This is a genomic window from Mesorhizobium jarvisii (genome assembly GCF_003601985.1).
In the GTDB taxonomy this organism is placed as follows: Bacteria; Pseudomonadota; Alphaproteobacteria; order Rhizobiales; family Rhizobiaceae; genus Mesorhizobium; species Mesorhizobium jarvisii.
Map to the genome: position 1 here is coordinate 48,581 of NZ_QZXA01000005.1, position 24,632 is coordinate 73,212.

The following is a 24,632-nucleotide window of genomic DNA, read 5'->3' on the forward strand; positions in this document are numbered from 1 at the left end:
AGTGAGAACCCTGGTCCATATTTCGGATTTGCACTTCGGAAAGACAGAGAGCCAGCTTGTGGACGCGATCACGGCAGAGGTTCTTGCAGTCGACTCTGATCTGCTCGTCGTTTCGGGGGATCTTACGCAGCGCGCCCGGAAAGACGAATTCCTGCAGGCGCGCGCCTTTCTCGATTCCCTCCCTGGCCCCCGCATCGTAGTGCCAGGCAATCACGACGTGCCGCTCTGGAATGTCTTCGCGCGTGCGGTGACGCCTCTGTCGCGTTACAGGCGCTACATCGAGGCGGACACGGACCCGTTCTACGCCGATAGCGAAGTCGCTGTGGTCGGGATAAACACAGCACGATCCCTGACGATCAAGGACGGCAGGATCAACGTCCGTCAACTTGAGGCGGCGACGGAAAAATTCGCACATATGTCCGATGACGTTACCCGGATAGTGGTCACGCATCATCCTTTCGAAGGGCTAGACCTGGAAAACGACGACGGCATCGTGGGCCGCGCCGATCTGGCAATGGATGCCTTCTCGCGCAACGGCGTAGATGTCATATTGTCTGGGCACCAGCATCTTCACCGCGCTGGTTCGAGCGCACGGCGCTACCTCATCGACGGCTATGCGGCGCTGCTTGTTCAAGCGGGGACGGCGGTTTCTTCGCGGGTACGACAAGCTGCAAATTCGTTTAACATCATTCGCATCGAGCACACGAGGATCTCTATCGAATGTCGGGCATGGCAGTCTTTGCAGTCCGGGTTCGAAACCTCAGCCAGTTATTCCTTTCGGCAAGGTTCAGGCGGATGGGAACCCGCTTGAATTGCGTTGGGAGAGAGCGTCTACATTTCCAGAATCTGCCGACGTACGGCTAAAGCTGAGATTCGATGGGGAGGTGCCTGACCAGGGCGGCCAGGATGCGGCGGAACCATGCTGCCTCGGGTTCGCGCGTATAGGTTTGCAGTCTGCCTTCATCGCTGCCATGCCAGCGAAGAACCTCGTTCTTCAATTCGAGCCGGTAGCTCGCTTCCGGCGCTATCTCCGATTTGAACCTATGCTGCAGTTCCGCGACCAGATTCTCGTCTTCAAAAAGCACTCCCATTTCCGAATTCAGGGAGACGGACCGAGGATCGAAGTTAAAGGATCCGACGAAACCGATCCTGTTGTCGACGCTGAACGCTTTGGTGTGCAGGCTGGCGCCCTTGGATCCAAATACGGAAATCTTGGGCTGCCGGCTAAAGGGTTGGAGCTCGAAAAGCTGCACGCCCATTCTCAGCAAGCGCTTGCGATAGTTGGCGTATGCCCCGTGGACCGCGGCGACATCGGTCGCGGCCAAGGAGTTGGTCAACACAGCGACCTGCACCCCGTCGTCGACGAGGTCGCCGAGGATTTTTGATCCCTTCTTGCCGGGGATAAAATACGGGGACACGATTTCCACACGCTTGCGCGCCGACTGAATGATTGGGAGCAACTCCTTCATCAGCCAACCGCGCGGTCTCCAGCCTCGGACCTTTTCCGGAGGGTCGGAGATCACGCGCACGCGCTCGACCCAATGTACGTTGCTGCTCGCCGATATGAACTCGGCGATGGAGCCCTTGTCCCTGACCCCGCTCAGAAGCGTCGAATCGGTTTTCTCCTCTCTTCCCTCGAAATAGGGGGCATGCGAGCCTGGAGCGGCTGCACCGAGTTCAGCTATTGGCTTCGCGTCCTGGCATACCCAGAAAGTTTGGAAGATCTGTGCGGTTTGCTGGACGGCGGGACCGAGAAGCAGCATGTCGAGGTCACGGAAATTCGTCTCCGCCGCGTCAAAATATGCATCGCCGACATTGCGCCCACCGACAATTGCGATGTTGTCGTCGGCAATCCACGCCTTGTTGTGCATCCGCCTTGTCAATGCAAAAAGCCGCAAGAGGACTTCCGCGCCGCGCATGAGGCCGCGCGCTCTGATGCCGCTCGGGTTGAACAATTTGAGTTCGATGTTTGGATGGTTGCTCAGCGCCAAATAGGCGGCATCGCTCTTGCGCGGATTGACGTCGTCGAGCAGCATTCTGACCCGTACGCCTCGCTGGGCCGCCCGGACAACTTCCTGCAAAAGCAAGCGCCCCGTGTGGTCGTCATGCCAGAGATAGTACATGAGATCGAGAGTGCGAGCCGCGCCCCTTGCCGCTAAAACACGCGCGGCGAACGCATCGTAATTGTCAGAAATCAGCAGCAGGCCGCTCTTACCTGCTTTGATTTTATCGATTTTATCGGCCGATGTTTGCGTAATCGAGACGTCCATGAATTGACCGGTTTCGGAGGAGATCGAGGCGCCGTTTCATTAGGTCAAGAACCCGCGAGCGCCGATCTGGTTGCACGAGGGCCTTGAGCCTGCTGATAGTCGAAGAAAGCTGGCGTTTAATATTCAGGTGGCTCGCCATTTCGTTCCGCTGCTTCTTGTTCGAGCATGGCAAGCTTTTCGCGGATCTCCTCCGGCTCGGCATGCTCCAGGCCGACCACGTCGTTTCTGGTCTCCCTAAGCGACACGACGATCTCATCGAGCTTAGCGTGAATGGCCGCGGTATCGCGATAGCCCTGTATCAGGACAACACCAGTGATCACGATGGCGGCCACCGAAAGGACATAAGTGACCGCGTTGGTCAGTCCGAATGGCACCAGCGCGGTGCACAATACCATTGCGACCATCATGACGTAGAAGCCTGGCGGCCGGGAAAGGAAGTCGGCCGTCATAAACAGGATCCGGTTCATTCTAACGGCTCCATGATTGTGAAGCCGTGGCTCGTTCCTGCGCCAAACGCCGAAGTGGATACAACCACACCATCATATCCTGGCCAGAGCGAATACGGCTACCAGCGCGGTCAGAGCCACGCAAATGGGCACTGCCAGGAGGAAACCGGCCTCTATGAGGCGAGTCTTTTTGTCATTGAACATCCAACCACCCGTCGCTGGCTAAATTGAAGTTGACGGGTTCGCTCGCCGCCAAAGCAGCGAGCGAACCGTTATCAACGCAGGAAGGGACATAGCTGCGCGGATTTTGAAATGTGGACTGTCCAGGTTCAGCCATGGGATATTCCGATGACGAGCAGGGATATGGCCAAGACGAAAACTGGCGCCAGCAACCAACGCGCTTGACCAACACTTCTGTCCATGAATTCTTTCCTTCAGTTCCGTGGCTGACAACTTCCGCGACAGATGACCGTTCCAAGCTGCACCGACGGCAAGACCATTGCGGAATTCGACCGGACTTTGGTCCAACCGCCTCCTCCGACTGAAGTCCTCCCAAGGGAACGATTGCATCCACGCCAAGTTGGCAGTTGAGCTTCGACACCACCGATCGGAGCCAATCTCACGAGGAGTAAGATTATGAAATTGCATCTGTCTGCCGCAGCCGCGGCATTTTTTCTGCTCGCAGGCGTCGGCGTCGCGGCGGCCGAGGACATCATCATTCAGCCGGAGCAGGAAACGGTTATCCGTGAATATGTGAAGAAGCAGCCGCTTGCTTCGGTGAAGGTTCCCGGAGTGGAACTCAACATCGGCACGGCGCTGCCTGACACGGTCGAACTTCGCGAAGTTCCCAACGTCAAATACCGCTACGTCGTGATCGACAACCGGACCGTTCTGGTCGATCCAACCACCCACAAGATCATCAAAATCTACGACTGACCGGCCTTGCCGGCCAAAGCCCGTCGCCTCTCCCGGCGACGGGTTCCAACTGACGGTCATAAGATGCAATATCTCATCTTTGGAAACGCCTGCTGCAAAGCTGAGAACAAAGTTCACGGACGTGAACATTACCGCGGCGACATGAAGGTGTTTCGAAAGGTCGCATCGGTGATGGCGGAGTCTGATTGACGGCGCCGACCTGATCGCCGCCTTTATCTTAATCGCGATTAGCCCATTCCTGGCCATTGGCCTAAGGTGATCCGGCCGCCAGCGGCTATGGCGTCGGGTTGGAACAAGGAAACGCCATGACTTCGACAGCAGCGCTGATCTGGTATCTGGTAATTGCCGGCCCGCAGGGCGGCATGGCGGTGTTGCCGAGCACTTTCGACAAGCGGGAACAATGCACGGCCGCCATTGCCGAATACCAGAAGCAGCCAACGTCGACGGGCTGGACCCTGCAGTGCGTCCCCAGCGCTTCACCATTCACAATCAATGGATCCGCCGAGTAGCGCAAGGCGGTCAAGGCCGGGCATAGCAACACCTCCTTTGGCGCGACCTCTGCTTAGGCCTTAGGATCGACGGCCGCTCCGAGCAGATTGATATGTTCGGTCGCAATTTTGAGAAGGGTTTCCGCAGTCTCTTGCGCTGTCCATCCCTGGGCCTCTGATTCAGCCACCAAGGCCGCGAACGCCGCTTCCAGGGCCACCTCACAGTTGACCGCCCGATCCGGACTTCCTTCCGGCAATATCGGCGGTTGAATGGTCTGGGACATGCGCGATCTCTTCCAAAAAGGGGAAGCCCGCGCCTTAGCGAAGAATGCGGGCCGATCAAGGTTTCTGGCCCGATCTTCAGCAGTGGCGCGAGGGAGCGTTGCCTGCCGCAATCACCAACCCTCGGAAGTCACATATGTTCCAGACCAGCGGATCGAAAGTCGCACGCATCGACCGCTGCGAACCGTGACGGGTCACTTGGGAAAATCAGGCAAGGGATGCTCGATAGCATTGAGGATCGTGCGGTAAAGACTGTCGACCTCTTCATCGATTTCGGCCCGCTTGATCCCGAGCGCCTTGGCGTCCGCTATTAGCTTGTGCGTGAGTTCATCGACCAGGAGGACATCTGCCTTCATCGTCCTGGGGACATTGTTAGCGATCCATTGATCCAGAAAGTCGATTCCGCGTGCACTCATGGAGCGATAAGCTCGACCGCAAGGTTTAAGTTCCGCGTTTCCTCTAACGGCCCAACGGTCGCCTGGATAGCGAAACCAGCTCATCCTCATCGACGACGCCTGCCATGTAGTTGCCTATAATTCTGGAGGCGATTGCGTCACGCTCGTCGGGTGATTGATTTTCGAGCTTCAGCTGCTCGAACACCCGGCCCAGCAGAGCCATTTCGGCCGGATCAAAAATACCAGCCTCAGTCGCCTTTCTCCGAATTGGCATCATTCTCCTCCCAATAACCCTGCAAGGAAGCGTGCCGCAAAACCTGTTCGCCACGCAAGTGTTTCACCAGAACATTCGCCCGCTGGTCCGCCAGTGTTGCATTGTGGATCCCACGCGACGATAGCCCGAAGCTCGGTCGACGCACGGGAAAATTGGGATTGCGCCCAGTCGCAGCATGAGCCGACATGACCCTCGCAGATCACCAAACAAATTTACGCTTCAGGATGCCGAAACCAGGATCGGTTGCCTCAAAGCTCCTCCCTCCTATGGACTGCTCCCCTGGAGAGCAACTCACGCACCGCTCGTATGTGATCCTAGTTCATAACTCACAGTCATTCCTGCCTGCCTTTGACTTCCCGTCAACCTAGCTGTCCGAAAGGCGCGTCGGTTGGATGGGCCGCTTCAACATCCTGACGTCGCTTTTTGGCTTTCATGCCGGAACCAGTCGGCAAGCGTGAAGTTCCCCCTGTGCCTTGATTGAGAAGGCAACAAACCAGGAGGACGCACGTCGCGCTTACCAAGCTCGCGGAGTCGGCGGTCAACGTCGCAGCAGATGCGGCTTAACGGGTTCATCGCGTTGTAGAAGCCTCGGTCAATTGTTCGCCAGGCTCATCCGAACAATCAACGCATCGGCGTCTCAGGGCGCGAACAGGAGTATGACATGGGCTTTTTCAGCAGATTCTTCTCCGGCCTGGGTCGCAAGGCGCCAGCCGACAAATCGAGTGGAGACATGCGCAAGGCAACCGGCGCCGGCCCAGCTATCGCGGCTCATTCCAAGGACGCCAAGACGTCGGCGGCGACCGGTCAAAATCCAGCGGCGGCCAAGAAGAAGTCCGCCAACTGACCGCGGATGTTTCACGCGCCGAAAAAGTGAGCCGTTCGGTTGACGATCTGAGCGGTAGCTTCCTCGAGCACCGCCTCGATGTGAGATCGGCTTCACTCAACGCTCGCCTGCCGAAAATCATTCTGCAGCCCGACGACGTGGTCGCTCTTTGAGGCGTAGCGGGAACAGCTTTGCCGCTCACGACGTTGAGGACATGAGTCAGGGCATTAGGAGGCGAATTGGTGGAAGCGCTCGACCGCAACCCAGGCCCGGGTCGTGGCAGCCCACTGGTCGCTCGCCATAGAGTTCTGGCCGAATGTGGCGCAAAGTGAGGACAGCACCCGGCAATGATGCGTCGTTGATCGACGGAGAAGCCGCAAGTCGCGCTGCATCAACAACTGAACAGAGCAAGGCGGCTCTGAGATCAGAGGATGGCGATCGCGGGCGAGACGCGGCGTGGCCATCCCAGATACCAGCCCTAGGCTGGAAGGATATTTTCTGGCGCCTGTGGGAGGAATTCAACAAGGACCGGGTTCTGCTCGTCGCGGCCGGTGCCACGTTCTACTTGCTGCTGGCGCTCTTCCCGGCTTTGGCTGCGTTCATTTCAATTTATGGCTTTGTCGCGGACCCGGTTACGGTTGCGGACCATGTCGCATATCTCGGCGGATTGCTTCCGTCAGGGGGGCTGGACCTCATTCGAGGTCAGCTGCAAGCCTTGGCCATGCAGAAGCCCGGTGCTCTTGGCATAGGCTTCTTCATCGGCCTTGCTATCGCACTGTGGAGTTCCAACAGCGGCATGAAGGCCCTCTTTGATGCGATGAACATCGCCTATGAGGAACGGGAGAAACGCAGCTTCATCACGCTCAACCTGATGTCGATTCTGTTCACCGTCGGAGCGTTGCTTATCGGCATCGTGCTGCTCCTGACCGTGGGCGTCGTTCCCGCACTTTTGCGCTATTTCTATCTTGATGCGTGGACAGAGACGCTTGTCGCAGTATCCCGGTGGCCGATCCTGGTCGCCGCGATGCTGACCGGAATATCCCTGCTTTATCGCTTCGGACCGAGCCGCGAACGCGCCAAGTGGCGCTGGCTGAGTTGGGGCGCCTTGATTGCGACCGCAGCATGGATCGCAGCGTCGTGGCTGTTCTCGTTCTATCTGCAGCATTTTGCCAACTACAACGCCACCTACGGGTCGCTCGGCGCTGTTGTCGGTTTGATGATGTGGACGTGGATTTCCGTCATCATCCTCATTGCTGGCGCAGCCATCAATGCCGAGATGGAGCACCAGACAGCGGTGGACTCGACCACCGGCCCTCCACTGCCCATGGGCAAGCGGGGTGCCGTGGTAGCGGACACTTTGGGCAAAACCGCAGACTGACTATCTAACGAACACGCACTGTCAGCGAGAATGCGTGTTCGGGTCCTGTCAGCGCCTGGTCTGCTGGGTCACCTGAGACAACGTGCTTTCAAGGAAAAATTGAACAGCGATGTCGATACCGCGTCTGCTTTCATGCGGCGCCCGCTGCCCTACCTTGCCGTGCAACCAAAACCGAGTTCCGCCGTTTTGTCCGGTTCGATATTTCGGGGGATATCTTGGGACCATCCAGCAAGGACAGGGCGAGCGCCGCGTTTCGCAGCGCCGGAGACATGGCTGAGCGTATCGGTTCGTTTGGTTGGGGCGCTACATCTATCGGGCCGGTCTCTTCATGGCCCACAGAGCTGAAGACACTCGTCGATCTCATTCTAGGCTCTGCACAACCTATGTTCGTCGTCTGGGGCCAGGACCGCATCTGGCTCTACAACGATGCCTTCATCCCTATCCTTGGCCGCAAGCACCCGACCGCTCTCGGGCTGCCCAGCCAACAGGTCTGGGCAGAGGCATGGGAGACGATCGGCCCGATGTTTGATCTGGTTTACCAGGGCCAATCTGTACATATGGACGACATTGAGATCCGAATCGACAAGCACGGTGCGCCGGAAGAGACCCATTTCGCGTTCTCCTACAACCCCATAACGCAGCCGGAGACTGGGACGACCGGCGGTCTGTTTGGCGTCTGCACGGAAACCACGGATCGATTTCTGGCCGAAAAGCGCGAACGCCTCGCTGCTGAACGTCAGATCCATCTGTTCGAACAAGCACCAGGCTTCATCATTATCATGCGCGGTCGCGACCATGTCGTTGAATTCGTGAATGACGCCCATCGCCAGGTTTTCAACAGCGGTGATTGGCTCTCGAGACCCATTCGAGATGCCGTTCCCAGCCTGGAGGGACAAGGTTTTTTTGAACGCCTCGACGACGTCTTCCGCAGCGGTACGACGTTTGAAGCGCAGGGCCTTCCGGTCCGATTTCGCCGCTCGGCGGATAGTCCGGAGGAGACGCGCCACCTGACGTTTATCTACGCTCCCCTCTACGACGGCGGGAACCTCATCACAGGGATATTCTGCGAAGGGTTTGACGTCACCGAGACATTTCGTGCGAGAAAGCGGAGTGCTGCGCTCGCTGAGCTTGGGGACCTCGTGCGGCTGGTCGAAGACCCTGACGACCTGGCCTACGCCGCAGCCGAAATCATTGGACGGGAACTGGATGTAAGCCGGGCCGGATATGGAACGATCGATCTCGCGAACGAGACCATCTCCATCGAACGCGACTGGAACGCCCCGGGGATCAAGAGTTTGGCCGGGGTGCTGCATTTCCGCGACTACGGCACGTATATCGATGACCTGAAGCGCGGCATCACTGTTGTCCTTGAGGATGCTGACACAGATCCGCGGACAAGCCAGAACCCAGAGGCACTGAAAGCGATCAGCGCTCAATCCCTGATCAACATGCCGGTCACCGAACGGGCTGGCTTTGTGGCCCTGCTCTACCTCAATCACAACAGGCCCAGATCCTGGTCGACAGAAGAGATCGAATTCGTTCGCGAGATGGCGGAGCGAACGCGTACCGCAGTCGAACGACGGCGCGCGCAGGCGGAGTTGCGACAGAATGAAGCTCGCTTGCGCTTCCTCGACGCACTGGGGAAAGAAACCTCGAAAAGTTCGGACGCGGACGCGGTGCTCGAGATCACGACTAGGATGCTTGGCGAGTATCTCGGCGTCGCAATCTGTGCCTATGCCGATATGGAGCCTGACCAGGACCACTTCACGATCCGGGGAGACTGGCACCGGCAAGGGTCTTCGAGCATCGTCGGCTACTACAGTCTTCGGGATTTTGGCCAGCTCGCCGTGGGCAAGCTCCATCAGGGCCTGCCTCTGATCGTCAACGACAATCACGTCGAGTTGCCGCTCGAAGAAGCCGCGACGTTCCAGGGCATCGGCATCGCCGCCACCATCTGCATGCCCCTTGTCAAGGAGGGGCGCCTGACCGCGCTGATGGCGATCCACGACAGCGCTCCGCGGGTCTGGACTCAGAATGAGCTTGCACTTCTCACAGAGGTAACGGAGCGGTCGTGGGCGCATATAGAAAGGGTGAGGTCGGATCAGAGCGCTGCCGAGACCGCGGAACGCTTGAGCCTGGCTACCCAGGCGGCCGCAATCGGCATCTGGGATTACGACCCGGTCGCTGACCATTTGCGGTGGGACGCACAATGCCGGGCGTTGTTCGGCATTACGTCGGACGATGAGGTTACCTATGAGGGCTCCTTCATCGCCGGCCTCCATCCAGATGACCGTATCCGGGCAGATGAGGCGGTCCGGCGAGCAATCGCTCCAGACAGTCTTGAAGGATTTAACATCGAGTACCGAACAATTGGCCTGGAGGACAGGATAGAGCGTTGGGTGGCGGCGAGCGGCCATGCCATTTTCGAAGCCAGCAAGGCCGTTCGATTTATCGGCACGGTTATCGACATTTCGGATCGCAAAAAAGCAGAGCGCCACCTCAAGATCATGAACGATACCGGCGCGGCGGTCGCTGCGGAACTCGATCTCGACAAGATCGTGCAAATCACCACCGATGCCGGCGTCGAGCTTTCCGGAGCCCAGTTTGGGGCTTTCTTCTACAACGTGCTCGACGCTCAGGGCGGCAGCTACATGCTCTATGCCCTGTCAGGCGCTCCGCGCTCGGCCTTCCAGAATTACCCCATGCCACGTGCGACCGCGGTGTTCGAACCGACTTTCCTCGGGAAAGGCGTCGTTCGGTCGGACGATATCCTCAAGGATCGGCGGTACGGCAAGAATGCGCCGCACAAGGGCATGCCGGAAGGCCATCTCCCGGTTCGCTCCTATCTGGCCGTGCCAGTCGTGTCGAACTCCGGCGAAGTGCTAGGCGGTTTGTTCTTCGGACACGCGGAGACCGGCAAGTTTGGTCCTGAACACGAAAGTGCCCTTCTGGGCATCGCCGGCCATGCCGCAACCGCGATCGACAATGCCCGCCTCTTCCAGTCAGCCGAACGCGAGCTGTCTGAAAGGCGGCGTGCCGAGGCCGCACTGCAGACGCTCAACTCCACGCTGGAACAACGCGTCATCGACGAAGTGGCGGAACGTTCGAAGGCAGAGGAACAGCTGCGGCAGGTTCAAAAGATGGATGCGGTCGGTCAGTTGACAGGTGGCATTGCGCACGACTTCAACAACATGCTTGCCGTCATCATCGGTGGGCTCAATCTGCTTCAGCGCAAATTGTCCAAAGGTGAGACAGACGTCGGTCGGTTTGTCGAAGGCGCCATGGATGGGGCCCACCGCGCCGCCGCCCTCACCCAGCGGCTGCTGGCCTTCTCACGACAACAACCGCTCAAGCCGGAGCCTATCAACGCCAACCGCCTGGTCGGCGGAATGACCGAGCTGTTGATGCGCACACTTGGGGAAACGATCAAGGTCGAGACGGCGTTCGGAGCCGGCCTCTGGCAGGTCAAGGCCGATCCCAGTCAGCTTGAAAGTGCCCTGCTCAACCTGTCGGTCAACGCACGCGACGCCATGCCCAACGGCGGTAAGCTGACCATCGAGACGTCGAACGCCTATGTCGATGAGCGATACGCTCGTGAGTCCGCCATTGCGGCCGGACAATTCGTGCTGATTGCAGTTACCGATACCGGCACTGGTATGACCACGGACGTCCTCGCCAAGGCCTTCGATCCCTTCTACACGACCAAGGGCGTTGGCAAGGGCACCGGGCTTGGCCTCAGCCAGGTTTACGGTTTTGTCCGGCAATCTGGCGGCAACGTAAGAATATACTCCGAGCCCGGCGTTGGCACGACGATCAAGATCTATCTGCCACGGCATTATGGCGGCACCGAGCAGGATTCTCCCGAGCTCAAATCAAGGTCGATAGATGGCGGCGTGCCAAGCGAAATCGTCATGGTGGTTGAAGACGAGGATCGCGTCCGCGCAGTATCGGCCGAAGCATTGCGCGAACTTGGCTATACGGTCGTCGAAGCCAGTGGTCCTAACGAAGCGATCAAGATGATTGAAGCTGGACAGCAATTGTCCCTGCTCTTCACCGACGTGGTTATGCCGGAGATGTCCGGACGTCAGTTGGTGGATATCTTGCGCAGGGGCAATCCCAAGCTCAAGGTTCTCTACACCACGGGCTACACGCGCAACGCCATCGTGCACAACGGAATCCTCGATCCTGGAACGCAGCTTTTGCCTAAGCCTTTCAGCCTTGAAGACCTTGCCGAAAAGGTGAGGACGATTCTCGACGATCCTTCATAGTGCCCACCAGCCGAGCTGATCTCGAAGCTTGACGCGCTCGGCGCTTCCATGGCCGCCGGCGATCTCCCATTGCCCGAACAGTGCCGGATCGTGACCGAGGAAGCCTGGAAGCTGAGCCAGCTTCTGGAATGTTTGCACAACAGCTTTGATGTCTTGCCACGGGCCCTTGAAGATCTCTGCAAGGCAGTCCTCGTTTCCATCAACCAGTGATCTGGCAGGAACGCCTCCGCGGCACCCCCGACGCCGAGTGCCTAATGTTGCAATATTTGAGTGGCCGGAATTGCGTGTGTGACTCGGATATAAAAGGCCGGGCTACGTGGCGGCTCTCCAACGGTTTCTGCTGAAACGGTGATCCAAACTGATTGCCCTCGCTTCGGTGGGGGAATCGACAGGAATCTTTGTCTCGGCACAGTTACCGCAGACGGACTTTCGACGCTGCTGTTCATAAGTCAGCTTGTTAAGAGGCCTCCGCGTTTTGGCTCTCCATCATGAGCATCCAAAGTTCGGCAAGAACAGCCTGCGCACGCTTTTCATGTCGGAACCAAAGCGATCGCACAATGTTAAGCTGGCGAAGGGCCGTCTTAATTAGTTGAGGATCTTAAATGAAAGCCGTCATACTTGGTGCTTTGGCACTGTGCCTTCTCGTACCGTCCGTGGCCTCGGCCGACACGATCGTAGTCCAGACTCATCGACATCACCGACACCATCACTGGAACAATGACCGCGTGGTTGTCTACCGTGAAGGACATCGTCTCCATCACCGCCGCCATGGGGATATTGCATTCTACGACCACGGCCGCCGTCATCACCGCTCCGACGCCGTCATTATCCGAGGGCCGATGGATAGATCGCACCATCGTCACCGCCACGTTGTCATTCAGCAGGAGGACAACAACGGATATTGACCGAAGCCTTTTGGCCCGGCTCTCAAACTGGAGAGCCGGGCATCACGCACGTACGATTTAGTGAGTGGAGCGGCCGCGAAAGCAGCACGAAACCGACTCCATGGCGCTGGTCACCATGTTCTTCGCCGGGAGCTTGGGTGCGCAGCAGGGCGGCGGCTCAATAGGCGGCGGTTGCTGGCGGAGCGGTCCGAGAGCCATCCAGCTGTCTTCGGCACGCCAGCGAAGCCGGGCATTGTATCGCAATCGGCAAGACCAGATTTGCGCTGGAGCCCCATCTGTTTCGATCAAGCACCCGCTTGAAGTTGGATACGTGAATGGAAAAGATCAGGAGATTGCTGGCTTTCTGCTTTGTGGTCGTCAGCGCTAGCGCGATAAATTTCGAACTTACCCCTGCGGTCTCGGCCGCGCCTGTAGATGCGGTGGCGATTGCCGACCACTTCTCATCCGTAAAATCCATGTCCGGGGACTTCGTCCAGTCTGACCCAAGAGGTGAAAAGACCAGCGGTAGATTTTTTCTCCAACGCCCGGGAAAGATTCGGTTCAATTATACCGGCCAATCAGGGATCAGCTTAATCGCAGATGGACAATCCGTCGTAATCTACAACAAAAAGCTGAAGACATCGCGCCTCTATGCTCTTTCGAAGACGCCGCTCAAGCTTCTACTGGACGACAAGGTCAAATTCTCTGGCAATCGCCTCAAAGGCATCAAAGACGATGGCGCCCAGGTTACCATCAAGCTGGCCGACAAGTCGGCCTTCGGAAACTCGAACATCACTATGGTCTTCGATAGGAAATCACTCGATCTGCGCAGATGGAGCATCACCGACGAAAGAGGACAGAGCACGACAGTCACTCTCTCGAATGTGAGGGAAGGCGTTCGTGCCCCTCCAGGCACCTTCATGATCAACTACGCTGCAAATCGTGAATTCAACACCACAACGAAATAGCTGCTAGTCTTTTGCGCTTGTCACTCCACGTCGATCGAGGAGAGGCCCGCCGAAATCGCTCGACAGCCAGTCAATGGAACGAAAAGCGGGCGTCGGCAACCTGCCCCATCGCAATACGGAAGAGCAATGGTAACGGCATCTGACGTCGAGTTTCCCTTACCCTTGAACACGCAGCCTATGGAGGCACGCACGGCGGAGGCGTTGCCGCGAGAAGACGGTCTCTGGCAGTACGAACCGAAATGGGATGGCTTCCGCTGCATCGGCTTCAAGAGCGGCAAGGCTGTCGACCTCAGGGCAAAATCCGGCAAACCGCTCGGTCGCTATTTTCCAGAACTGATGGCGGCCTTGAGTGCGCTTGCGGCAACCGAATTCGTCATCGACGGTGAAATCATAGTGGAGATCGAGGACCGTGCCTCTTTCGACGCGCTGCAGATGCGGCTTCATCCCGCAGAGAGCCGCATCCGCAAGCTCAGTCGAGAAACTCCCGCGCAGCTGGTCGTCTTCGACATGCTTGTGGCCCCGGGAGGTCGGCTGCTGGTCGAACTGCCATTGCACGATCGGCGCGCAGAAGCTGAAGACTTGGTTGCCAAGGCAAAGACCAAGACCTTGCGGCTTTCGCCGGCCACCACGAGCCTGGCGACGGCGGACAAGTGGTTGAAGGGTGCTGGTACCGGCGGTGCCACGGACGGCGTCGTGGCCAAGCTGCTCAACGATCCCTACAAGCCGGGCGAACGTGCGATGGTGAAGGTAAAGCCCCTGCGCACGGCCGACTGCGTAGTGGGTGGGTTCCGCTATCAAAAGGGCAAACGACAGGTTGGATCGCTGCTGCTCGGGCTATACAATGGCGATGGTCTGCTCGACCATGTCGGCTTCACATCAACCATCGCCAATGACGAGCGTGCGGTGCTGACGCAAAGGCTGGGACATCTGCTTGGCGGATCCGGCTTCACCGGCAAGGCGCCGGGCGGCCCGAGCCGCTGGAGCACCGAGCGTAGTGGCGAATGGGAGCCGGTCAGACCGGAGCTGGTCGTGGAGGTTCGCTTCGACCAGGTCACCGGCAACCGCTTCCGGCATGGAACGAAGCTTTTGCGCTGGCGCCCGGACAAGGAGCCAAGCCAATGTACGTTTGGGCAGATAGAATAGTCGAAGCCTACTGGTGCGCCGGGTGCACTATCGATGTGGCTGATCTTCGCGCATGGCGTTATAGACAAGCAGGCCCGCCGCTAATGACACGGCAGCGCCGACCATATCGCTGCCCGTCAGCCCTAAATAATAAACGAAAGCGAATGTCAGCTCGGCCATGGGTTCCACCAAAAGGGTTCTCCGAGACAACCCTTAAGGATCGCTAATGTTCCAATCGTTTGAGTCGAGGTCAGCGCCGTCGAAAACGGCAGCCATAGCTTGTGCGAGGGCCGCTGGTGGCTTGTTCTGTTCTGGGAAAAAGAGATGCCTAAGGCGGCCATGTTCAACGCCAGGATTGAAGGCATCGATACCGCAGCGGCCTTCCGGGACGTATTCAAGTCGAAACGCTGCCTGATCCCGGCCGATGGCTTCTACGAATGGACGATCTCGTCGGCCGGCGGCAAGAAAGATCCTTGGCACATCTACCTGCCGGACTACGCGCCTTTTTCGTTCGTCGGGCTCTGGGCGTATAACACTAATCTCGATGTCGCCAGCTGCACAATCATCCCCAGCCGGCCGGCGAGCCGAATGAAAAACCCACGACCGGCAGCCGGCAATCCTCGACCAGGCCTATTACGACGCATGGCTCGACCCGGGGACGCCGAAGGAATATCTGAAAGATATCCTCAGCCACGACATCGACGGCCAGTTGCAGTTCAACCGAGTTGGGCGCGACGTCAATTCGACCGTCATAAACAGGCAGCCGAATGATCACCCTGCCCTGGTCGGACCGATCAATCCGCTATGAGCGACCCATCAAGCTTGCCGAAGGCATGACGGCGGCGCGGCAAAGTGGACGGATCGAAAATCATGTCTGCGAGTTTGACGTGTGCGGGAAGCGCGCGCCGTTCGGATTTGCAAAGCCGACAACCATCACATTGGTCTGTTTCGAACATCGCGAACACGGCGACAGCTATTTGGCGGGGGGTGAGATGATCAGTCGACCAAGAGAAGCGAACGATTATCCAGACCGAGTCATCGACTGCCAGGAGGCGATGGAGCCCGGCTTCCAGGCCATCGTTGATTGCATGCTGCGGTCACTGAAGCGGCTGATCGCAGCGGACAATATGACTCAGAAAGAGAACGCGAGGACGGAAACACAGCTCGCAATCGCTCGGGCCATGATGCGCGCCGGCAGGCCATTTTAGGGTCCTAATCGGGATTCCGATGAATGGCGGTGGTGCTGGGGTGAGGCTTAGGAAGGAGCCGGGCCACAAGCTTCCCGACGGTGAAGCAGGCATCATCGAAAAATGCGAGATGTAGGCTCGCCGAGAATAACCCCAACGAAATCTCAGCGAGCCAGCCGCCCCGGCATGAGGGACATAACAGGGCGACTAAATTGCTTTACGAGCCCGCCCTCCAAAAAGTTGCCTGAAATCGTCAAGCGCATCCGAAAGGGAGCCTTTAGCTTACCCCCTGGAACATTTCGACGCGTGCTGGATTAACACGGCATCCGTTGGTTGGTGGCAGGACCAGAGTGTGATTTCGATAACCCCCGATGGTTCAGAAGAGAAACCCCCACGGATGGGCATCCTTCCAATCATCGCGGCTACCGTTTTTGTTATGGCGGTGGGATGGTCTGTCTTTGAATTGTTCATCGAACTGCCAAAAACGCAATGGAACAGTCAGACGGAAGAAAGCCCCGGCTCGGCGTTCAATGGCGTACCAAGCGACCAAAACCCTAAGTTCGGCAAAAGTGCCCCTTCAAGGCTGGGCGGCGATTGAAGCTCTTGCCGACGCGGGTGGCCTCGGCCGCATCAGAAACCATACGCGGCGCCGAATGTTCCATCGCGCACCGTCAACGCTTCTTCGGCGTCGGCTTGATCTCCTCGACCCGCACCTGTCGCCGATCTACTTGGCTGGTGCGAGTGCTTGTACGAAAATTCTGATTCCGATGAAACCCATCGGCTCCTCCATTCGTTTTGAGCACCGGTTTTGCCCGAGTGGAAGAGACGAAGTGCCATGCCCTTGTCCGATGAACTGCGCGATGTAGCGATCGAGTTTCACTGTCCGGTCTGTTCATATCCGACGGTGAGAAAGGGATCCTGGCTGAGAACGGTCGGCAGCTTCAAATGCGAAAGCTGCGAGACGAAGGTGAGGATTGGCTACGAAGACAAGCTGGCGATTTTTGAGCGCCACCTGAGAAAACGATAAACCGCTGGTTCGTTGAGATGTTTCTCTGGTTGATTCCTGCTGATCGAAGCCTCCGGCAGTGGTTCGTCCGTGTGGTCGATGGCGACGAAGAACTGACCCGATCATTCGAATTGGATTCGTTCGCCCTGGCGTACGCCGAAGGCCAACGACGACGCCTCGGGCTTCCTGTCTCCGATCGGCTGTAGCCAACGTTGGGGAATGGCCGGTGCGGTGGGGGCGTTGGGGCACGACGGACACCGCACCGGCCATTGCGGTGGGGGCTCGGGTTCCTCCCCGCGTAATTGACTTACCCCTACGTAAGCCATCCCGCAATTAAGCCTGTTGACCTACGCCGCAGGCGGCCGCGCCAGGTCCTGTTCCCATTCCATCGGATGAACGGAGGATCGTCGCCGGTGATACCTTAGGCCGAACCGCCTCCAAACCAGTGAATGAACTCGACTTCCTTGCCGGTCACTTCTCGCACCGTCTTCAACAGAGTCTCATGCAGAACACGCGTTGCCCGGTAGTGATCACATGTAGGCGATATCAGCGGCTTCATGATGCTCTTGTGCAGCGCTTCCTCTGCTATTACTCGAAGGCGGACCTTGGGCCCGCCTTCGACGTCCGGCTAGATTCAGCCGCCCATCTTCTTTGCCATGGCGCAGAAATCTGCGTGCGACTTGTTGAGCGTGGTATCGCCGCAATCTTTCAACACCGCTTTCTGTTCATCGGGTTTCATGGCCGCCCATGCGGTCTTGAAATCCTTTTCCGTCTTCAATGTTTTCATGCCGGCATCGGTGAAGAACGGCGACATCTTTGCCGGATCGTCGAGTGCAGATGTGTTGCCAGCGGCAAGAGCCGAACCGGTCATCATGGAAAGGGCAATCGCGCCCACTGTGAGCTTCTTGATGTTCATCTGAGTATCCTCCTGTCACGATTCAACAAGACGTGACCTATAAAAGAAACGTCCATTTGCCCGAACCGGTTCCCGGCTGCGCCCTTACGAATTGGCAATTACTAATCGCGCCAACGCTTGCCGGTTGGTCGCCGCAGACAGCCGCCTTTAGGTGTCCCCTGTCAAAATCACGCTGAGTTCACGCCAGCGGGACGAAGCTTGATCGTGAAATCGGCCGGCCGGGCCTGCCTTAGAAGCCAGAACGAGCGAGCAGGTCGGATCGAGTGCCCTCGCCAAATGTGGGGTCGTTGAAGCGCGGCGCGTTGCTGGGGTGGAAACTCGCTAAGAAGGCAAAATGGCATGGTTGTCATAGAGAAGCAGTTAACAAGGTCTGGTGTTGCGGGTTTGGTTCCGAGGCGCTGGAACATTAGACCTCGCTAAAGGTTGCCAGAGCGGGCGGCGTTCCAACACTTCAGCAAGTCCCGCGATCCTTGGCCGTCTGCCGCTGCCGTAAAATGGGCGGCGGTTCGTCAATCGGAGAGATGCGATGCCCCTGTCCAATGAACTGCGCGACGTGGCGATAGAGTTTCAATGTCCGGCCTGTTCACACTCGACGAAAAAAATGGGTTCGTGGGTAACAACGATCGCCAGTTTCAAATGCGACGGCTGCAAGGCGAAGGTGCGCATTGGCTACGAATACAAGCTGGCGATGTTCGAACGCCACCTAAGACAACGGTGATTTCACGCCGCCGGAAGATCTTACCACCGCTTAGCCTAGCACTGCCCTGGGCTTCGACGTGATCTCCTGGACCCGCACCTTGTCGCCGATCTCCTTCGCCGTATCGAACGTTGCGGCTTGTCTTGTCGTTGCAGGCTTGTCGACCATCGCTGCCCCGTAACGTCGAAAGCCCGCACTCCTCTGGCGGAGAGAGCGCGGGCCGATCGGATACCGATCTTCGGCAAGAAGGCGATTGAGGGCACCCCACCTGCCGCGCTGATCAACTTTCAGAGACAGCTAATGTTCCCGGAGACGATAGCGCGCCTCATTCGCCAATATTCGAGGGTATGTGTGCCGTGCGAGGGTTCAACCTGCGACGGCTTATTCAGACTTTCTAATTTAATATTTGACCGTCGGCGCCAAGATCGTAGGCGCCACTGTCGTGCACCGAAGGAAAAGCCCGGTTGCGCCCCCCGCGCCGGGCTTTTTCCTCTATCCCCAGAAGAGCGGTGATCTATGGGCAAGACTAAGGTCTTGCTCCTTGCCCAGCGAAGGTCTGACGTTACCACTTTGGTTCCGGTAACATTCGTTGGACGTTCCGTATTTTAGCCAAAACTGATGTATTCTGATTCAAGTGGGCGGCGCTAAAACGCTTAGGCCGAGCCGCCCCCAAACCAGCGGACAAACTCGACTTCTTTCCCAGTCACTTCTCGCACCGTCTTCAACAGCACCTCATGCAGGGTTCGCGTTGCGCGGTAGTGATCGCATGTAGGTGAGATGAGCGGCTTCACGATGCTCTTGTGCAGCGCTTCCGCTGCTACCAGGAAGCTTTCGATTTCAGCTTGGGATAACTGCTTGGAAGGTTTGGTTCTGGCCATTGGCGATCTCCGTTTGAATGAAGGGTCGCCGCAACGGGAGGATTATATTCCTCTGATCGAGCTCTCTGACAAGGGCTAGTCGGTCAGGCCGGGGTCGTAATGCACAATCGCGTCGAGGATAGTGCGGTAGAGGCTGTCGACCTCTTCGTCGATCTCTGCCCGCTTGATGCCGAGCGCCTTAGCGTCGGCGATCAGCTTATTGGTCAGTTCGTCGACCGAGATGACGTCGGCCTTGGTCGTCTCAGGGACGTTGTTGGCCAGCCATTGATCTAGGAAGTTGATTCCGCGCGAGCTCATCGAGAATTAAGCTCGCGAGCGGTCTTCGGTTCCGTTAGTCGATTTCGATGATCTTCCTGGCGCGCTTCACTATCGTTTTCTGGCGACCACTAAGAAATTCTGAGCAAAGCGTGCTGGGACGCCAGCTCTCCTGCATATCGTCTCAACAGGCCCGACCAACATTTCGCAAAGCGTCGGCAACAGCCACCCGGGTCGCGGCAAAAACCCATAACCGATGACCCGTTCGACGACAAACCCGTTGGAAACGAGCATTTGGCGATATGCGTGGATGCTCAACGTACTGCGAACCACGCGCCCCTGAAATCGGTTGAGAAAGCGGTAGACCAGCCCCATCGGCGAGGTTGCGTTCATGTGGATGTTCGAAACCAGCAACCCACCGTCGTTCAAATGCTCATGAATTGCCGACAGTGCGTCCCGCTTAAGAGTGTCTTCAGCGTTCAAGAAGAATCGAAAAGCTGTAACCACGTCGAATCTTCTCGAAAGGGGGGCAACCGTCAGATCGGCTTTCACCAGCTTGACGTTGCCCGGGACCCGCGCGCAAGCAAGCATGGATTGAGAGACGTCAACGCCAACGACCTCACCGAACAATGGACCTGCAACAGCTGCGACGCGGCCCGTGCCGCACGCGAAGTCGAGGCAGCTGCGAACCGGCCCGCCAAGAGGGCTGAGAATGCCTTCCACCAGGGGGCGTTCGATCCGCGACCACAAGGCAGCATAGTAGCCGGAACGGAAGGTTTCGGCGTAATCGGTGCCGTAGCCTGGCTTCTGATGGCTCGATCGGTAATCGGTATAAGCGCTCCCCTCGAGTGACCGCTCGGTCAATACATCACCATGAGAACCGCCCATCACAACAACCTCCGTTTTGGGCTTGCTAATAGATTTCACTCGTCCTGATCGATCGTCATCCGTTCACATGACGCAGACCTTACAAAGATGTAAGGAAAGGGAGCAGAATTCCGACTATGGATGGTGGATCATTGCTACCTCGCGTGCTCATTCCTCCCGAAAGTCCTGCAGCGAGGCGTGGCGGAGGTCGTCTTCCCCCCGCAGATGCTTCACACGGCCGATCAACCCGGCTTAACCCACTGCGTCGCTGGCCGCTTCATGGCCTTTGGCGCCGGCCCTGCGTACTCCTGGACACGTTTCCACAGCCGCTCCCGGATGGCGCGGCTGGAGTTGACGAAAGCCGAGCCAACATAGCGGCCGGTCTTGCGATCGGCCATCAGGGCAAATGCCGGCTTGCCGGCCTCACGCTCGACGCCGAGCAGCTCGTATTCGTCGAGGGTCGGCATCAACGGCGGTATGAACTTCAGACGTATGCACTGACTCGTAAAAGCCGCGATTCAATTAGCATATGCTAAAATGATTCCGGAACTTTTATTGCGACACGAGGTTCGATCGGCCATGACGAAGCTATCAGACCTTGTGCCACTCATTCCCGGCCAGCTGCACGGTGGCGTCCTCATCCGCGAAGAGGGCCATTTCTACAACTGCCCGAACTGCGGCCAGAAGGTCGATCAGCGCGACTTACGCCAAGTCTTCTGGCATGAAGAGGGCACGAGCCTCTAGACCCCGAAACCGTTGCGACGATTCTCGAGTTTTCTCGGAAAAAGTAACAAGCCGGGTACCGCCGATCACAGGGCAAAGAAAGAGCCCGCCCGCAATGGGAACCGAGGGCGGGCCAACAGCTGGCTACGGATCAACCCATCATAGGTCAACGGGCAGCGAAGGGTTGGTTGCCAAAGGGTAGCATCGTCGCTCAAGCCGCTTCTGGCGACCTCAGCGGGTGGCTGGAGATAGCCCCGACACCGATCGCACGCTCGTGCTGGAGAAAACCACAAAGGCAAATATCAGCACAGCAGTAGCCACCATCAGCGAGCCGGCAGCGACGACCGGCTCAAGCGCTGAATACCCTCCATGCAGCATCAGATACAGCGCAGGCAGCATGATCACCAGTCCGACGTTATAGAGACCGTAGTGGATCATTGCGATTTTCCGCTCCGCCTTAGCCGGGTTGAGCGCGTAGTACCCACCGAATATAGCGCTGGTGACCCATCCGAGCAGATTGATGTGAGCATGGGCCGGGAAGGAACCGTGGTCGCCGGAGATTGCCATCTGCAAGCCGGCGCCGATCCCCAGGATAAGCCACACAACAGCCGTTTTAAAAAAGAGATTCGAAACCTTAGGCATGACACTTCTCCCCAAAAAGCGCTGAAAATCAACGCGCGATATTAAGGGGCTGCTAAAATAGCAATGCAATCAAAAACAACGCCAATCCGGCGGTGCGTGCTGTTGCGCAACCGCGCCTAGGCCTGTCCAAGCCCCTTCCCTGGCTCGGATGGCTGGAGCAGAGCGCCACCATATTGCGTCCATAGATGTTCGCAGTCCCATACCCTCAAGCTAGGCGTTCCAGGTTCCCCGTACAGGACCATTGCACTGCGAACATCGTAGCCAAGCACGGACGCGTTGGCGACGAATTGGATAGCGCACCCCAAGCTGATGCCGCCGATCCGTGTTTCCTTTTTACTGGTGAGATCGATCACGCCGAAGATTTCCGCATCTGCTCCTTTGCCGGCCAATACAGCCGTCGATCTCGCGTCGTCCAAGGCAAGAAGCATCGCGGAATCCCCCGTAACTACCACCTCCTAACTTGTATGGGCGAAATTTGTTCCGCGCAGGGGTCAGGGGCATCCTCGGGCTCACTTGGTTGACCTGTTTCAGGCTCAAGTGCCACCGCTGGAAATACGCGGGTTTGAACAGCTCACAACGCCACAAATCAACGGAACTGGTTGCTCATAAGCGCGTTCCTCTGAGGGCCTAAACCGGAGCGTAAACATGGACGACGACCTGCGGCTGAAACTCAAGGACTTGAGTGCGAGCATGCAAAGCAGGGCTAGCGAACTAGCGTTGCCCGGTGGGAACACGGATATTTCCGCGCTGATGTCCGGAATCGCAGTCACATTGGAGGCGCTTGTGGTGATCGCCGAAGAAACGCGGGTTCCCCGTTCTGGGCCGAGTTTAGAGCCCGGCGAGGATGGCAAGGTGACTAAGCAATAGGACGAACACCGGTAGGGCGTCTCCTTCAAACACTATAAGCTTGGAATCGCATCCCTGATGGTTGCCGAAAGTCCGCCGATGGCGCTGCCATGAAAGCCATCGAAAGCCGATTGATTGCCGCCTAGTGCAGCCTGTACGACGCATTTCATGCAACAGATATGCAACGGATTGGCTGATTAGCGTTTAAAATCAAAGAGTATCAAAACACTCTGACTTCGTTAGTCCTGGTTCGAATCCAGGTTCCCCAGACTAAATTACACCCAGGCGGTGGTCCTTTGAAACACAAAAACCGCCCCGGTTAGACCGGGACGGTTATAGATTTATGATAGAATTGGTGGGCTCGGAGGACATATTAAGATCATTGATTTTATTGGCTTTTTCGTGGGCCAAAATCAGAAATCTTCCCGTATCGTTCCGTGTGATTCCGTTATCGACCTCGTCCAGTCTAATTTCACTGGCCTATACGCGCACTAGAAAAGTCCTGAACAGAAGGTCAGAGACTGCGCCCAGAAACGGACAGCTTTTGATCAGCCCCGGCCAGTGGCGAAAAATCGGATCTGGCCAGCACCCCGGCTATCCTGGCAAAGCTGACAAATGCCTGTCGCGCCTCTTCGGTTGTCATCTGCTCGGCGATTGCGGCGTTGCAGCTCCTCACCGCGCAGTTGTATACCGGCCCCCGACGGGCCGTCGGCCATTGATTCAAGTATACGAGCGCCTCCCGCACCGATCCGATGTCGTGTATCACGTCAGCGGTCTTAACCTGCACGGGGGCAAGGAAAGCCAGACTGGTCATTTGTTAACTCCCTGGGGTTGCAAGGTTGATTCAGCATCCCATGACGGCTCTTTCATTTGAGGCTGTTGGACGTCATTTGACGTTCCTCGCCATCTGCGAGGACCGGGGCTCATCGAGCCCCGGCCTTGCTTCGCGACCGTCATTTGTTGCCGTTGATTGCGATGCGCTTGGTGTTTGCCTGCGCCTTTTTGGACTTGGGCAATGTCACGGTGAGCACACCGTTCTTGAACGTCGCCGCCACCTTGTCGTCTTCAACCTCACGGCCGAGACTAAAGCGCCGCTCAAAACGCCCATAATAGCGTTCGCTGAACTGGCGGTCCTTGTCCTCGGTCTCCGCCTTCTTCTCGCCGCGAAGTGTCAGAACACCATCATCCAGCATGACCTCGACGTCGTTTTCATCGAGGCCAGGGATTTCGGCCGTCACCCGGATTTCCTGATCGGTTTCCGAGAACTCCACGCTTGGCCAAGTGCCGTTGAGAGGGGCCATGCGGCCCAGCGCCGAAGGCGTGTCAAAACCGCGGAACACCTCGTCGAATAGCCGGTTGACATTGCGGTGCAACGACAGGAACGGATCCATGTCGTCACCGCGATAAATGCTCGGTGCCTGGCTGCCGCCACGGCTCCAGGGAATCAAGTCACGTACGCTCATTTGATCCTTCTCCTTTCCGTGTTGGGTCGCACCCGGACCCCACCCACGACAGGACGGGGTGCGGGCCGACCGCCAAAGATCAGGCCGCCGCGCTTTCAATGCGCTTGGACGCCGCCTTCTTGTCGGTCTCGACATTGATCGCGATGCGGCGCGGCTTCATCTCCTCGGGAATTTCTTTCTTGAGGTCGATGATCAGCAGACCGTTTTCGAGCTTTGCCCCGACAATGGTCACATGATCGGCTAGTTCGAAGCGGCGCGCGAACGACCTCAACGCCAAGCCATGATGGAGGTACTGAACCTCGTCGTCCTCTGTCTTGGCGCCCTCGATCACGAGCATATTTGGCTCCTGCGTGATCGTAAGCTCATCTTCCCCGAAACCGGCGACCGCGAGGACAATGCGGTAGGTGTCTTCGCCGAGCTTGGCGATATCATAGGGCGGCCAGTTGTCCGCGTTCTGTGGCGGGCTGGCGTTTTCGAGCAGGTTGAAGATGCGGTCAAAGCCGATGCTCGACCGATAGAAGGGGGAAAAGTCCAGGTTCGTTCTCATAACTACATCCTCCTTGGAGCAACATAGGTACGAGGGAACGCCAAGAAGCATGGCGCTCCCTGACACATCGG

At 57.6% G+C, this 24,632-nt stretch carries 32 protein-coding genes and 1 pseudogene; 16 read left to right on the forward strand and 17 right to left on the reverse strand.

Features of this window, described 5'->3' with window-relative positions; genetic code table 11:
* The first annotated feature begins 1 nt into the window (after window position 1).
* On the forward strand, window positions 2–811 hold the full coding sequence (locus D3242_RS13725; RefSeq protein WP_064982184.1) for a metallophosphoesterase family protein: 810 nt from the start codon (window positions 2–4) through the stop codon (window positions 809–811).
* 49 nt (window positions 812–860) lie between these two features.
* Here the strand turns inward: D3242_RS13725 and D3242_RS13730 are convergent, their stop codons facing one another.
* From D3242_RS13730 to D3242_RS33500, 3 genes are all read right to left on the reverse strand, one after another.
* A complete protein-coding gene (locus D3242_RS13730; protein ID WP_064982186.1) occupies window positions 861–2,270 on the reverse strand; it encodes a phospholipase D family protein in 1,410 nt (469 codons plus the stop codon).
* Between the two features lie 116 nt (window positions 2,271–2,386).
* Entirely contained in the window at window positions 2,387–2,737 is a 351-nt protein-coding gene (locus D3242_RS13735; protein WP_064982188.1) for a low affinity iron permease family protein, read from the reverse strand.
* Window positions 2,738–2,909: 172 nt separating this feature from the next.
* Window positions 2,910–3,053, reverse strand: coding sequence for a hypothetical protein (locus D3242_RS33500; protein ID WP_155772686.1), 144 nt, complete (start codon window positions 3,051–3,053; stop codon window positions 2,910–2,912).
* Between the two features lie 299 nt (window positions 3,054–3,352).
* Here D3242_RS33500 and D3242_RS13740 point away from each other — a divergent pair, with 299 nt between their 5' ends.
* Together D3242_RS13740 and D3242_RS13745 are read left to right on the forward strand one after the other, a co-directional pair.
* Window positions 3,353–3,652 (forward strand): DUF1236 domain-containing protein, encoded by a 300-nt coding sequence (locus D3242_RS13740; protein ID WP_038648754.1) that lies wholly within the window; start codon window positions 3,353–3,355, stop codon window positions 3,650–3,652.
* 305 nt (window positions 3,653–3,957) lie between these two features.
* Window positions 3,958–4,161, forward strand: coding sequence for a hypothetical protein (locus D3242_RS13745; RefSeq protein WP_027047168.1), 204 nt, complete (start codon window positions 3,958–3,960; stop codon window positions 4,159–4,161).
* Window positions 4,162–4,214: 53 nt separating this feature from the next.
* Here the strand turns inward: D3242_RS13745 and D3242_RS13750 are convergent, their stop codons facing one another.
* The 3 genes from D3242_RS13750 to D3242_RS13760 all read right to left on the reverse strand — a co-directional run bounded on the left by D3242_RS13750 (window position 4,215) and on the right by D3242_RS13760 (window position 5,094).
* Complete coding sequence (locus D3242_RS13750) at window positions 4,215–4,424, reverse strand: hypothetical protein (protein WP_019859928.1); 210 nt, start codon at window positions 4,422–4,424, stop codon at window positions 4,215–4,217.
* Window positions 4,425–4,616: 192 nt separating this feature from the next.
* Window positions 4,617–4,838 (reverse strand): DUF768 domain-containing protein, encoded by a 222-nt coding sequence (locus D3242_RS13755; protein WP_038648757.1) that lies wholly within the window; start codon window positions 4,836–4,838, stop codon window positions 4,617–4,619.
* Between the two features lie 43 nt (window positions 4,839–4,881).
* The gene (locus tag D3242_RS13760; protein WP_317452354.1) at window positions 4,882–5,094 is read right to left on the reverse strand and encodes a hypothetical protein; all 213 of its coding nucleotides are present in this window, start codon (window positions 5,092–5,094) and stop codon (window positions 4,882–4,884) included.
* A gap of 658 nt (window positions 5,095–5,752) precedes the next feature.
* On the opposite strand from D3242_RS13760, the gene D3242_RS13765 reads away from it, so the two are divergent.
* The 4 genes from D3242_RS13765 (at window position 5,753) to D3242_RS33505 (ending at window position 11,770) form a co-directional block, all read left to right on the forward strand.
* On the forward strand, window positions 5,753–5,935 hold the full coding sequence (locus tag D3242_RS13765; RefSeq protein ID WP_010915337.1) for a hypothetical protein: 183 nt from the start codon (window positions 5,753–5,755) through the stop codon (window positions 5,933–5,935).
* Window positions 5,936–6,230: 295 nt separating this feature from the next.
* A complete protein-coding gene (locus tag D3242_RS13770) occupies window positions 6,231–7,292 on the forward strand; it encodes a YihY/virulence factor BrkB family protein (protein WP_064982189.1) in 1,062 nt (353 codons plus the stop codon).
* A 269-nt stretch (window positions 7,293–7,561) separates the two neighbouring features.
* On the forward strand, window positions 7,562–11,560 hold the full coding sequence (locus D3242_RS13775) for a GAF domain-containing protein (RefSeq protein WP_394811848.1): 3,999 nt from the start codon (window positions 7,562–7,564) through the stop codon (window positions 11,558–11,560).
* Between the two features lie 48 nt (window positions 11,561–11,608).
* On the forward strand, window positions 11,609–11,770 hold the full coding sequence (locus D3242_RS33505; RefSeq protein ID WP_155772687.1) for a hypothetical protein: 162 nt from the start codon (window positions 11,609–11,611) through the stop codon (window positions 11,768–11,770).
* A 371-nt stretch (window positions 11,771–12,141) separates the two neighbouring features.
* Here D3242_RS33505 and D3242_RS34360 read toward each other — a convergent pair whose 3' ends face one another.
* Complete coding sequence (locus D3242_RS34360) at window positions 12,142–12,429, reverse strand: hypothetical protein (protein ID WP_032920686.1); 288 nt, start codon at window positions 12,427–12,429, stop codon at window positions 12,142–12,144.
* A gap of 350 nt (window positions 12,430–12,779) precedes the next feature.
* On the opposite strand from D3242_RS34360, the gene D3242_RS13785 reads away from it, so the two are divergent.
* Both D3242_RS13785 and D3242_RS13790 read left to right on the forward strand, forming a co-directional pair.
* Window positions 12,780–13,412 carry an outer-membrane lipoprotein carrier protein LolA gene (locus D3242_RS13785; protein WP_019859938.1) on the forward strand — a complete coding sequence of 211 codons (633 nt, stop codon included), beginning with the start codon at window positions 12,780–12,782 and terminating at the stop codon, window positions 13,410–13,412.
* Window positions 13,413–13,538: 126 nt separating this feature from the next.
* Window positions 13,539–14,555, forward strand: a complete 1,017-nt coding sequence (locus D3242_RS13790) for an ATP-dependent DNA ligase (RefSeq protein WP_064982191.1) — start codon at window positions 13,539–13,541, stop codon at window positions 14,553–14,555.
* A gap of 27 nt (window positions 14,556–14,582) precedes the next feature.
* On the opposite strand, the gene D3242_RS34265 is transcribed toward D3242_RS13790, so the two are convergent.
* The gene (locus tag D3242_RS34265) at window positions 14,583–14,714 is read right to left on the reverse strand and encodes a hypothetical protein (protein ID WP_020628965.1); all 132 of its coding nucleotides are present in this window, start codon (window positions 14,712–14,714) and stop codon (window positions 14,583–14,585) included.
* Between the two features lie 144 nt (window positions 14,715–14,858).
* Between D3242_RS34265 and D3242_RS34270 the strand changes: the two are divergent.
* From D3242_RS34270 to D3242_RS33275, 4 genes and pseudogenes are all read left to right on the forward strand, one after another.
* Window positions 14,859–15,068, forward strand: a pseudogene (locus tag D3242_RS34270) (SOS response-associated peptidase family protein); the annotation flags it as partial.
* Window positions 15,069–15,150: 82 nt separating this feature from the next.
* A complete protein-coding gene (locus tag D3242_RS34275; RefSeq protein WP_244748429.1) occupies window positions 15,151–15,342 on the forward strand; it encodes an SOS response-associated peptidase family protein in 192 nt (63 codons plus the stop codon).
* A 184-nt stretch (window positions 15,343–15,526) separates the two neighbouring features.
* Window positions 15,527–15,742, forward strand: a complete 216-nt coding sequence (locus D3242_RS34365) for a hypothetical protein (protein ID WP_064982228.1) — start codon at window positions 15,527–15,529, stop codon at window positions 15,740–15,742.
* Window positions 15,743–16,118: 376 nt separating this feature from the next.
* Entirely contained in the window at window positions 16,119–16,319 is a 201-nt protein-coding gene (locus tag D3242_RS33275; protein ID WP_147377461.1) for a hypothetical protein, read from the forward strand.
* Window positions 16,320–17,361: 1,042 nt separating this feature from the next.
* Here D3242_RS33275 and D3242_RS13810 read toward each other — a convergent pair.
* Window positions 17,362–17,643 (reverse strand): hypothetical protein, encoded by a 282-nt coding sequence (locus D3242_RS13810; protein ID WP_027047929.1) that lies wholly within the window; start codon window positions 17,641–17,643, stop codon window positions 17,362–17,364.
* A 526-nt stretch (window positions 17,644–18,169) separates the two neighbouring features.
* On the opposite strand from D3242_RS13810, the gene D3242_RS13815 reads away from it, so the two are divergent.
* A complete protein-coding gene (locus D3242_RS13815; protein ID WP_064982193.1) occupies window positions 18,170–18,361 on the forward strand; it encodes a hypothetical protein in 192 nt (63 codons plus the stop codon).
* A 632-nt stretch (window positions 18,362–18,993) separates the two neighbouring features.
* Here D3242_RS13815 and D3242_RS13820 read toward each other — a convergent pair.
* The 4 genes from D3242_RS13820 to D3242_RS13835 all read right to left on the reverse strand — a co-directional run bounded on the left by D3242_RS13820 (window position 18,994) and on the right by D3242_RS13835 (window position 20,807).
* Complete coding sequence (locus D3242_RS13820; protein ID WP_019859949.1) at window positions 18,994–19,218, reverse strand: hypothetical protein; 225 nt, start codon at window positions 19,216–19,218, stop codon at window positions 18,994–18,996.
* A 75-nt stretch (window positions 19,219–19,293) separates the two neighbouring features.
* Window positions 19,294–19,515 carry a DUF768 domain-containing protein gene (locus D3242_RS13825; RefSeq protein ID WP_064982195.1) on the reverse strand — a complete coding sequence of 74 codons (222 nt, stop codon included), beginning with the start codon at window positions 19,513–19,515 and terminating at the stop codon, window positions 19,294–19,296.
* A gap of 69 nt (window positions 19,516–19,584) precedes the next feature.
* On the reverse strand, window positions 19,585–20,361 hold the full coding sequence (locus D3242_RS13830; RefSeq protein ID WP_064982196.1) for a class I SAM-dependent DNA methyltransferase: 777 nt from the start codon (window positions 20,359–20,361) through the stop codon (window positions 19,585–19,587).
* A 221-nt stretch (window positions 20,362–20,582) separates the two neighbouring features.
* Window positions 20,583–20,807, reverse strand: a complete 225-nt coding sequence (locus tag D3242_RS13835; RefSeq protein ID WP_064982198.1) for an ATP-dependent DNA ligase — start codon at window positions 20,805–20,807, stop codon at window positions 20,583–20,585.
* Between the two features lie 112 nt (window positions 20,808–20,919).
* Here D3242_RS13835 and D3242_RS13840 point away from each other — a divergent pair, with 112 nt between their 5' ends.
* Window positions 20,920–21,084 (forward strand): hypothetical protein, encoded by a 165-nt coding sequence (locus tag D3242_RS13840; protein WP_019859952.1) that lies wholly within the window; start codon window positions 20,920–20,922, stop codon window positions 21,082–21,084.
* Between the two features lie 210 nt (window positions 21,085–21,294).
* On the opposite strand, the gene D3242_RS13845 is transcribed toward D3242_RS13840, so the two are convergent.
* Window positions 21,295–21,705: a hypothetical protein gene (locus D3242_RS13845; protein ID WP_019859953.1), complete on the reverse strand. Its 411-nt coding sequence runs from the start codon at window positions 21,703–21,705 to the stop codon at window positions 21,295–21,297.
* Between the two features lie 645 nt (window positions 21,706–22,350).
* Here D3242_RS13845 and D3242_RS13855 point away from each other — a divergent pair.
* Window positions 22,351–22,572 (forward strand): hypothetical protein, encoded by a 222-nt coding sequence (locus D3242_RS13855; RefSeq protein WP_019859955.1) that lies wholly within the window; start codon window positions 22,351–22,353, stop codon window positions 22,570–22,572.
* Between the two features lie 493 nt (window positions 22,573–23,065).
* On the opposite strand, the gene D3242_RS13860 is transcribed toward D3242_RS13855, so the two are convergent.
* The 3 genes from D3242_RS13860 to D3242_RS13870 form a co-directional block, all read right to left on the reverse strand.
* Window positions 23,066–23,365, reverse strand: a complete 300-nt coding sequence (locus D3242_RS13860; protein WP_064982199.1) for a DUF982 domain-containing protein — start codon at window positions 23,363–23,365, stop codon at window positions 23,066–23,068.
* Between the two features lie 139 nt (window positions 23,366–23,504).
* Complete coding sequence (locus D3242_RS13865) at window positions 23,505–24,014, reverse strand: Hsp20/alpha crystallin family protein (protein ID WP_064982201.1); 510 nt, start codon at window positions 24,012–24,014, stop codon at window positions 23,505–23,507.
* A gap of 79 nt (window positions 24,015–24,093) precedes the next feature.
* On the reverse strand, window positions 24,094–24,561 hold the full coding sequence (locus D3242_RS13870; protein WP_064982203.1) for an Hsp20 family protein: 468 nt from the start codon (window positions 24,559–24,561) through the stop codon (window positions 24,094–24,096).
* Between the last annotated feature and the right edge of the window lie 71 nt (window positions 24,562–24,632).

What these genes read in the sequence shown, in the direction of transcription:
- D3242_RS13870 (WP_064982203.1), bottom strand. Translation starts at nt 24,561, where the DNA reads ATGAGAACGAACCTGGACTTTTCCCCCTTCTATCGGTCGAGCATCGGC.
- D3242_RS13855 (WP_019859955.1), top strand. Translation starts at nt 22,351, where the DNA reads ATGGACGACGACCTGCGGCTGAAACTCAAGGACTTGAGTGCGAGCATG.
- D3242_RS13835 (WP_064982198.1), bottom strand. Translation starts at nt 20,807, where the DNA reads ATGCCGACCCTCGACGAATACGAGCTGCTCGGCGTCGAGCGTGAGGCC.
- D3242_RS13865 (WP_064982201.1), bottom strand. Translation starts at nt 24,014, where the DNA reads ATGAGCGTACGTGACTTGATTCCCTGGAGCCGTGGCGGCAGCCAGGCA.
- D3242_RS13775 (WP_394811848.1), top strand. Translation starts at nt 7,562, where the DNA reads ATGGCTGAGCGTATCGGTTCGTTTGGTTGGGGCGCTACATCTATCGGG.
- D3242_RS13750 (WP_019859928.1), bottom strand. Translation starts at nt 4,424, where the DNA reads ATGTCCCAGACCATTCAACCGCCGATATTGCCGGAAGGAAGTCCGGAT.
- D3242_RS13840 (WP_019859952.1), top strand. Translation starts at nt 20,920, where the DNA reads ATGACGAAGCTATCAGACCTTGTGCCACTCATTCCCGGCCAGCTGCAC.
- D3242_RS13845 (WP_019859953.1), bottom strand. Translation starts at nt 21,705, where the DNA reads ATGCCTAAGGTTTCGAATCTCTTTTTTAAAACGGCTGTTGTGTGGCTT.
- D3242_RS13735 (WP_064982188.1), bottom strand. Translation starts at nt 2,737, where the DNA reads ATGAACCGGATCCTGTTTATGACGGCCGACTTCCTTTCCCGGCCGCCA.
- D3242_RS13830 (WP_064982196.1), bottom strand. Translation starts at nt 20,361, where the DNA reads ATGGGCGGTTCTCATGGTGATGTATTGACCGAGCGGTCACTCGAGGGG.
- D3242_RS13790 (WP_064982191.1), top strand. Translation starts at nt 13,539, where the DNA reads ATGGTAACGGCATCTGACGTCGAGTTTCCCTTACCCTTGAACACGCAG.
- D3242_RS13770 (WP_064982189.1), top strand. Translation starts at nt 6,231, where the DNA reads ATGTGGCGCAAAGTGAGGACAGCACCCGGCAATGATGCGTCGTTGATC.
- D3242_RS33500 (WP_155772686.1), bottom strand. Translation starts at nt 3,053, where the DNA reads ATGGCTGAACCTGGACAGTCCACATTTCAAAATCCGCGCAGCTATGTC.
- D3242_RS13815 (WP_064982193.1), top strand. Translation starts at nt 18,170, where the DNA reads ATGCCCCTGTCCAATGAACTGCGCGACGTGGCGATAGAGTTTCAATGT.
- D3242_RS13755 (WP_038648757.1), bottom strand. Translation starts at nt 4,838, where the DNA reads ATGAGTGCACGCGGAATCGACTTTCTGGATCAATGGATCGCTAACAAT.
- D3242_RS33275 (WP_147377461.1), top strand. Translation starts at nt 16,119, where the DNA reads ATGGGCATCCTTCCAATCATCGCGGCTACCGTTTTTGTTATGGCGGTG.
- D3242_RS13825 (WP_064982195.1), bottom strand. Translation starts at nt 19,515, where the DNA reads ATGAGCTCGCGCGGAATCAACTTCCTAGATCAATGGCTGGCCAACAAC.
- D3242_RS13745 (WP_027047168.1), top strand. Translation starts at nt 3,958, where the DNA reads ATGACTTCGACAGCAGCGCTGATCTGGTATCTGGTAATTGCCGGCCCG.
- D3242_RS13860 (WP_064982199.1), bottom strand. Translation starts at nt 23,365, where the DNA reads ATGACCAGTCTGGCTTTCCTTGCCCCCGTGCAGGTTAAGACCGCTGAC.
- D3242_RS34265 (WP_020628965.1), bottom strand. Translation starts at nt 14,714, where the DNA reads ATGGCCGAGCTGACATTCGCTTTCGTTTATTATTTAGGGCTGACGGGC.
- D3242_RS13760 (WP_317452354.1), bottom strand. Translation starts at nt 5,094, where the DNA reads ATGATGCCAATTCGGAGAAAGGCGACTGAGGCTGGTATTTTTGATCCG.
- D3242_RS13765 (WP_010915337.1), top strand. Translation starts at nt 5,753, where the DNA reads ATGGGCTTTTTCAGCAGATTCTTCTCCGGCCTGGGTCGCAAGGCGCCA.
- D3242_RS13740 (WP_038648754.1), top strand. Translation starts at nt 3,353, where the DNA reads ATGAAATTGCATCTGTCTGCCGCAGCCGCGGCATTTTTTCTGCTCGCA.
- D3242_RS13785 (WP_019859938.1), top strand. Translation starts at nt 12,780, where the DNA reads ATGGAAAAGATCAGGAGATTGCTGGCTTTCTGCTTTGTGGTCGTCAGC.
- D3242_RS33505 (WP_155772687.1), top strand. Translation starts at nt 11,609, where the DNA reads ATGGCCGCCGGCGATCTCCCATTGCCCGAACAGTGCCGGATCGTGACC.
- D3242_RS34365 (WP_064982228.1), top strand. Translation starts at nt 15,527, where the DNA reads ATGATCAGTCGACCAAGAGAAGCGAACGATTATCCAGACCGAGTCATC.
- D3242_RS13820 (WP_019859949.1), bottom strand. Translation starts at nt 19,218, where the DNA reads ATGGCCAGAACCAAACCTTCCAAGCAGTTATCCCAAGCTGAAATCGAA.
- D3242_RS13730 (WP_064982186.1), bottom strand. Translation starts at nt 2,270, where the DNA reads ATGGACGTCTCGATTACGCAAACATCGGCCGATAAAATCGATAAAATC.
- D3242_RS13810 (WP_027047929.1), bottom strand. Translation starts at nt 17,643, where the DNA reads ATGAACATCAAGAAGCTCACAGTGGGCGCGATTGCCCTTTCCATGATG.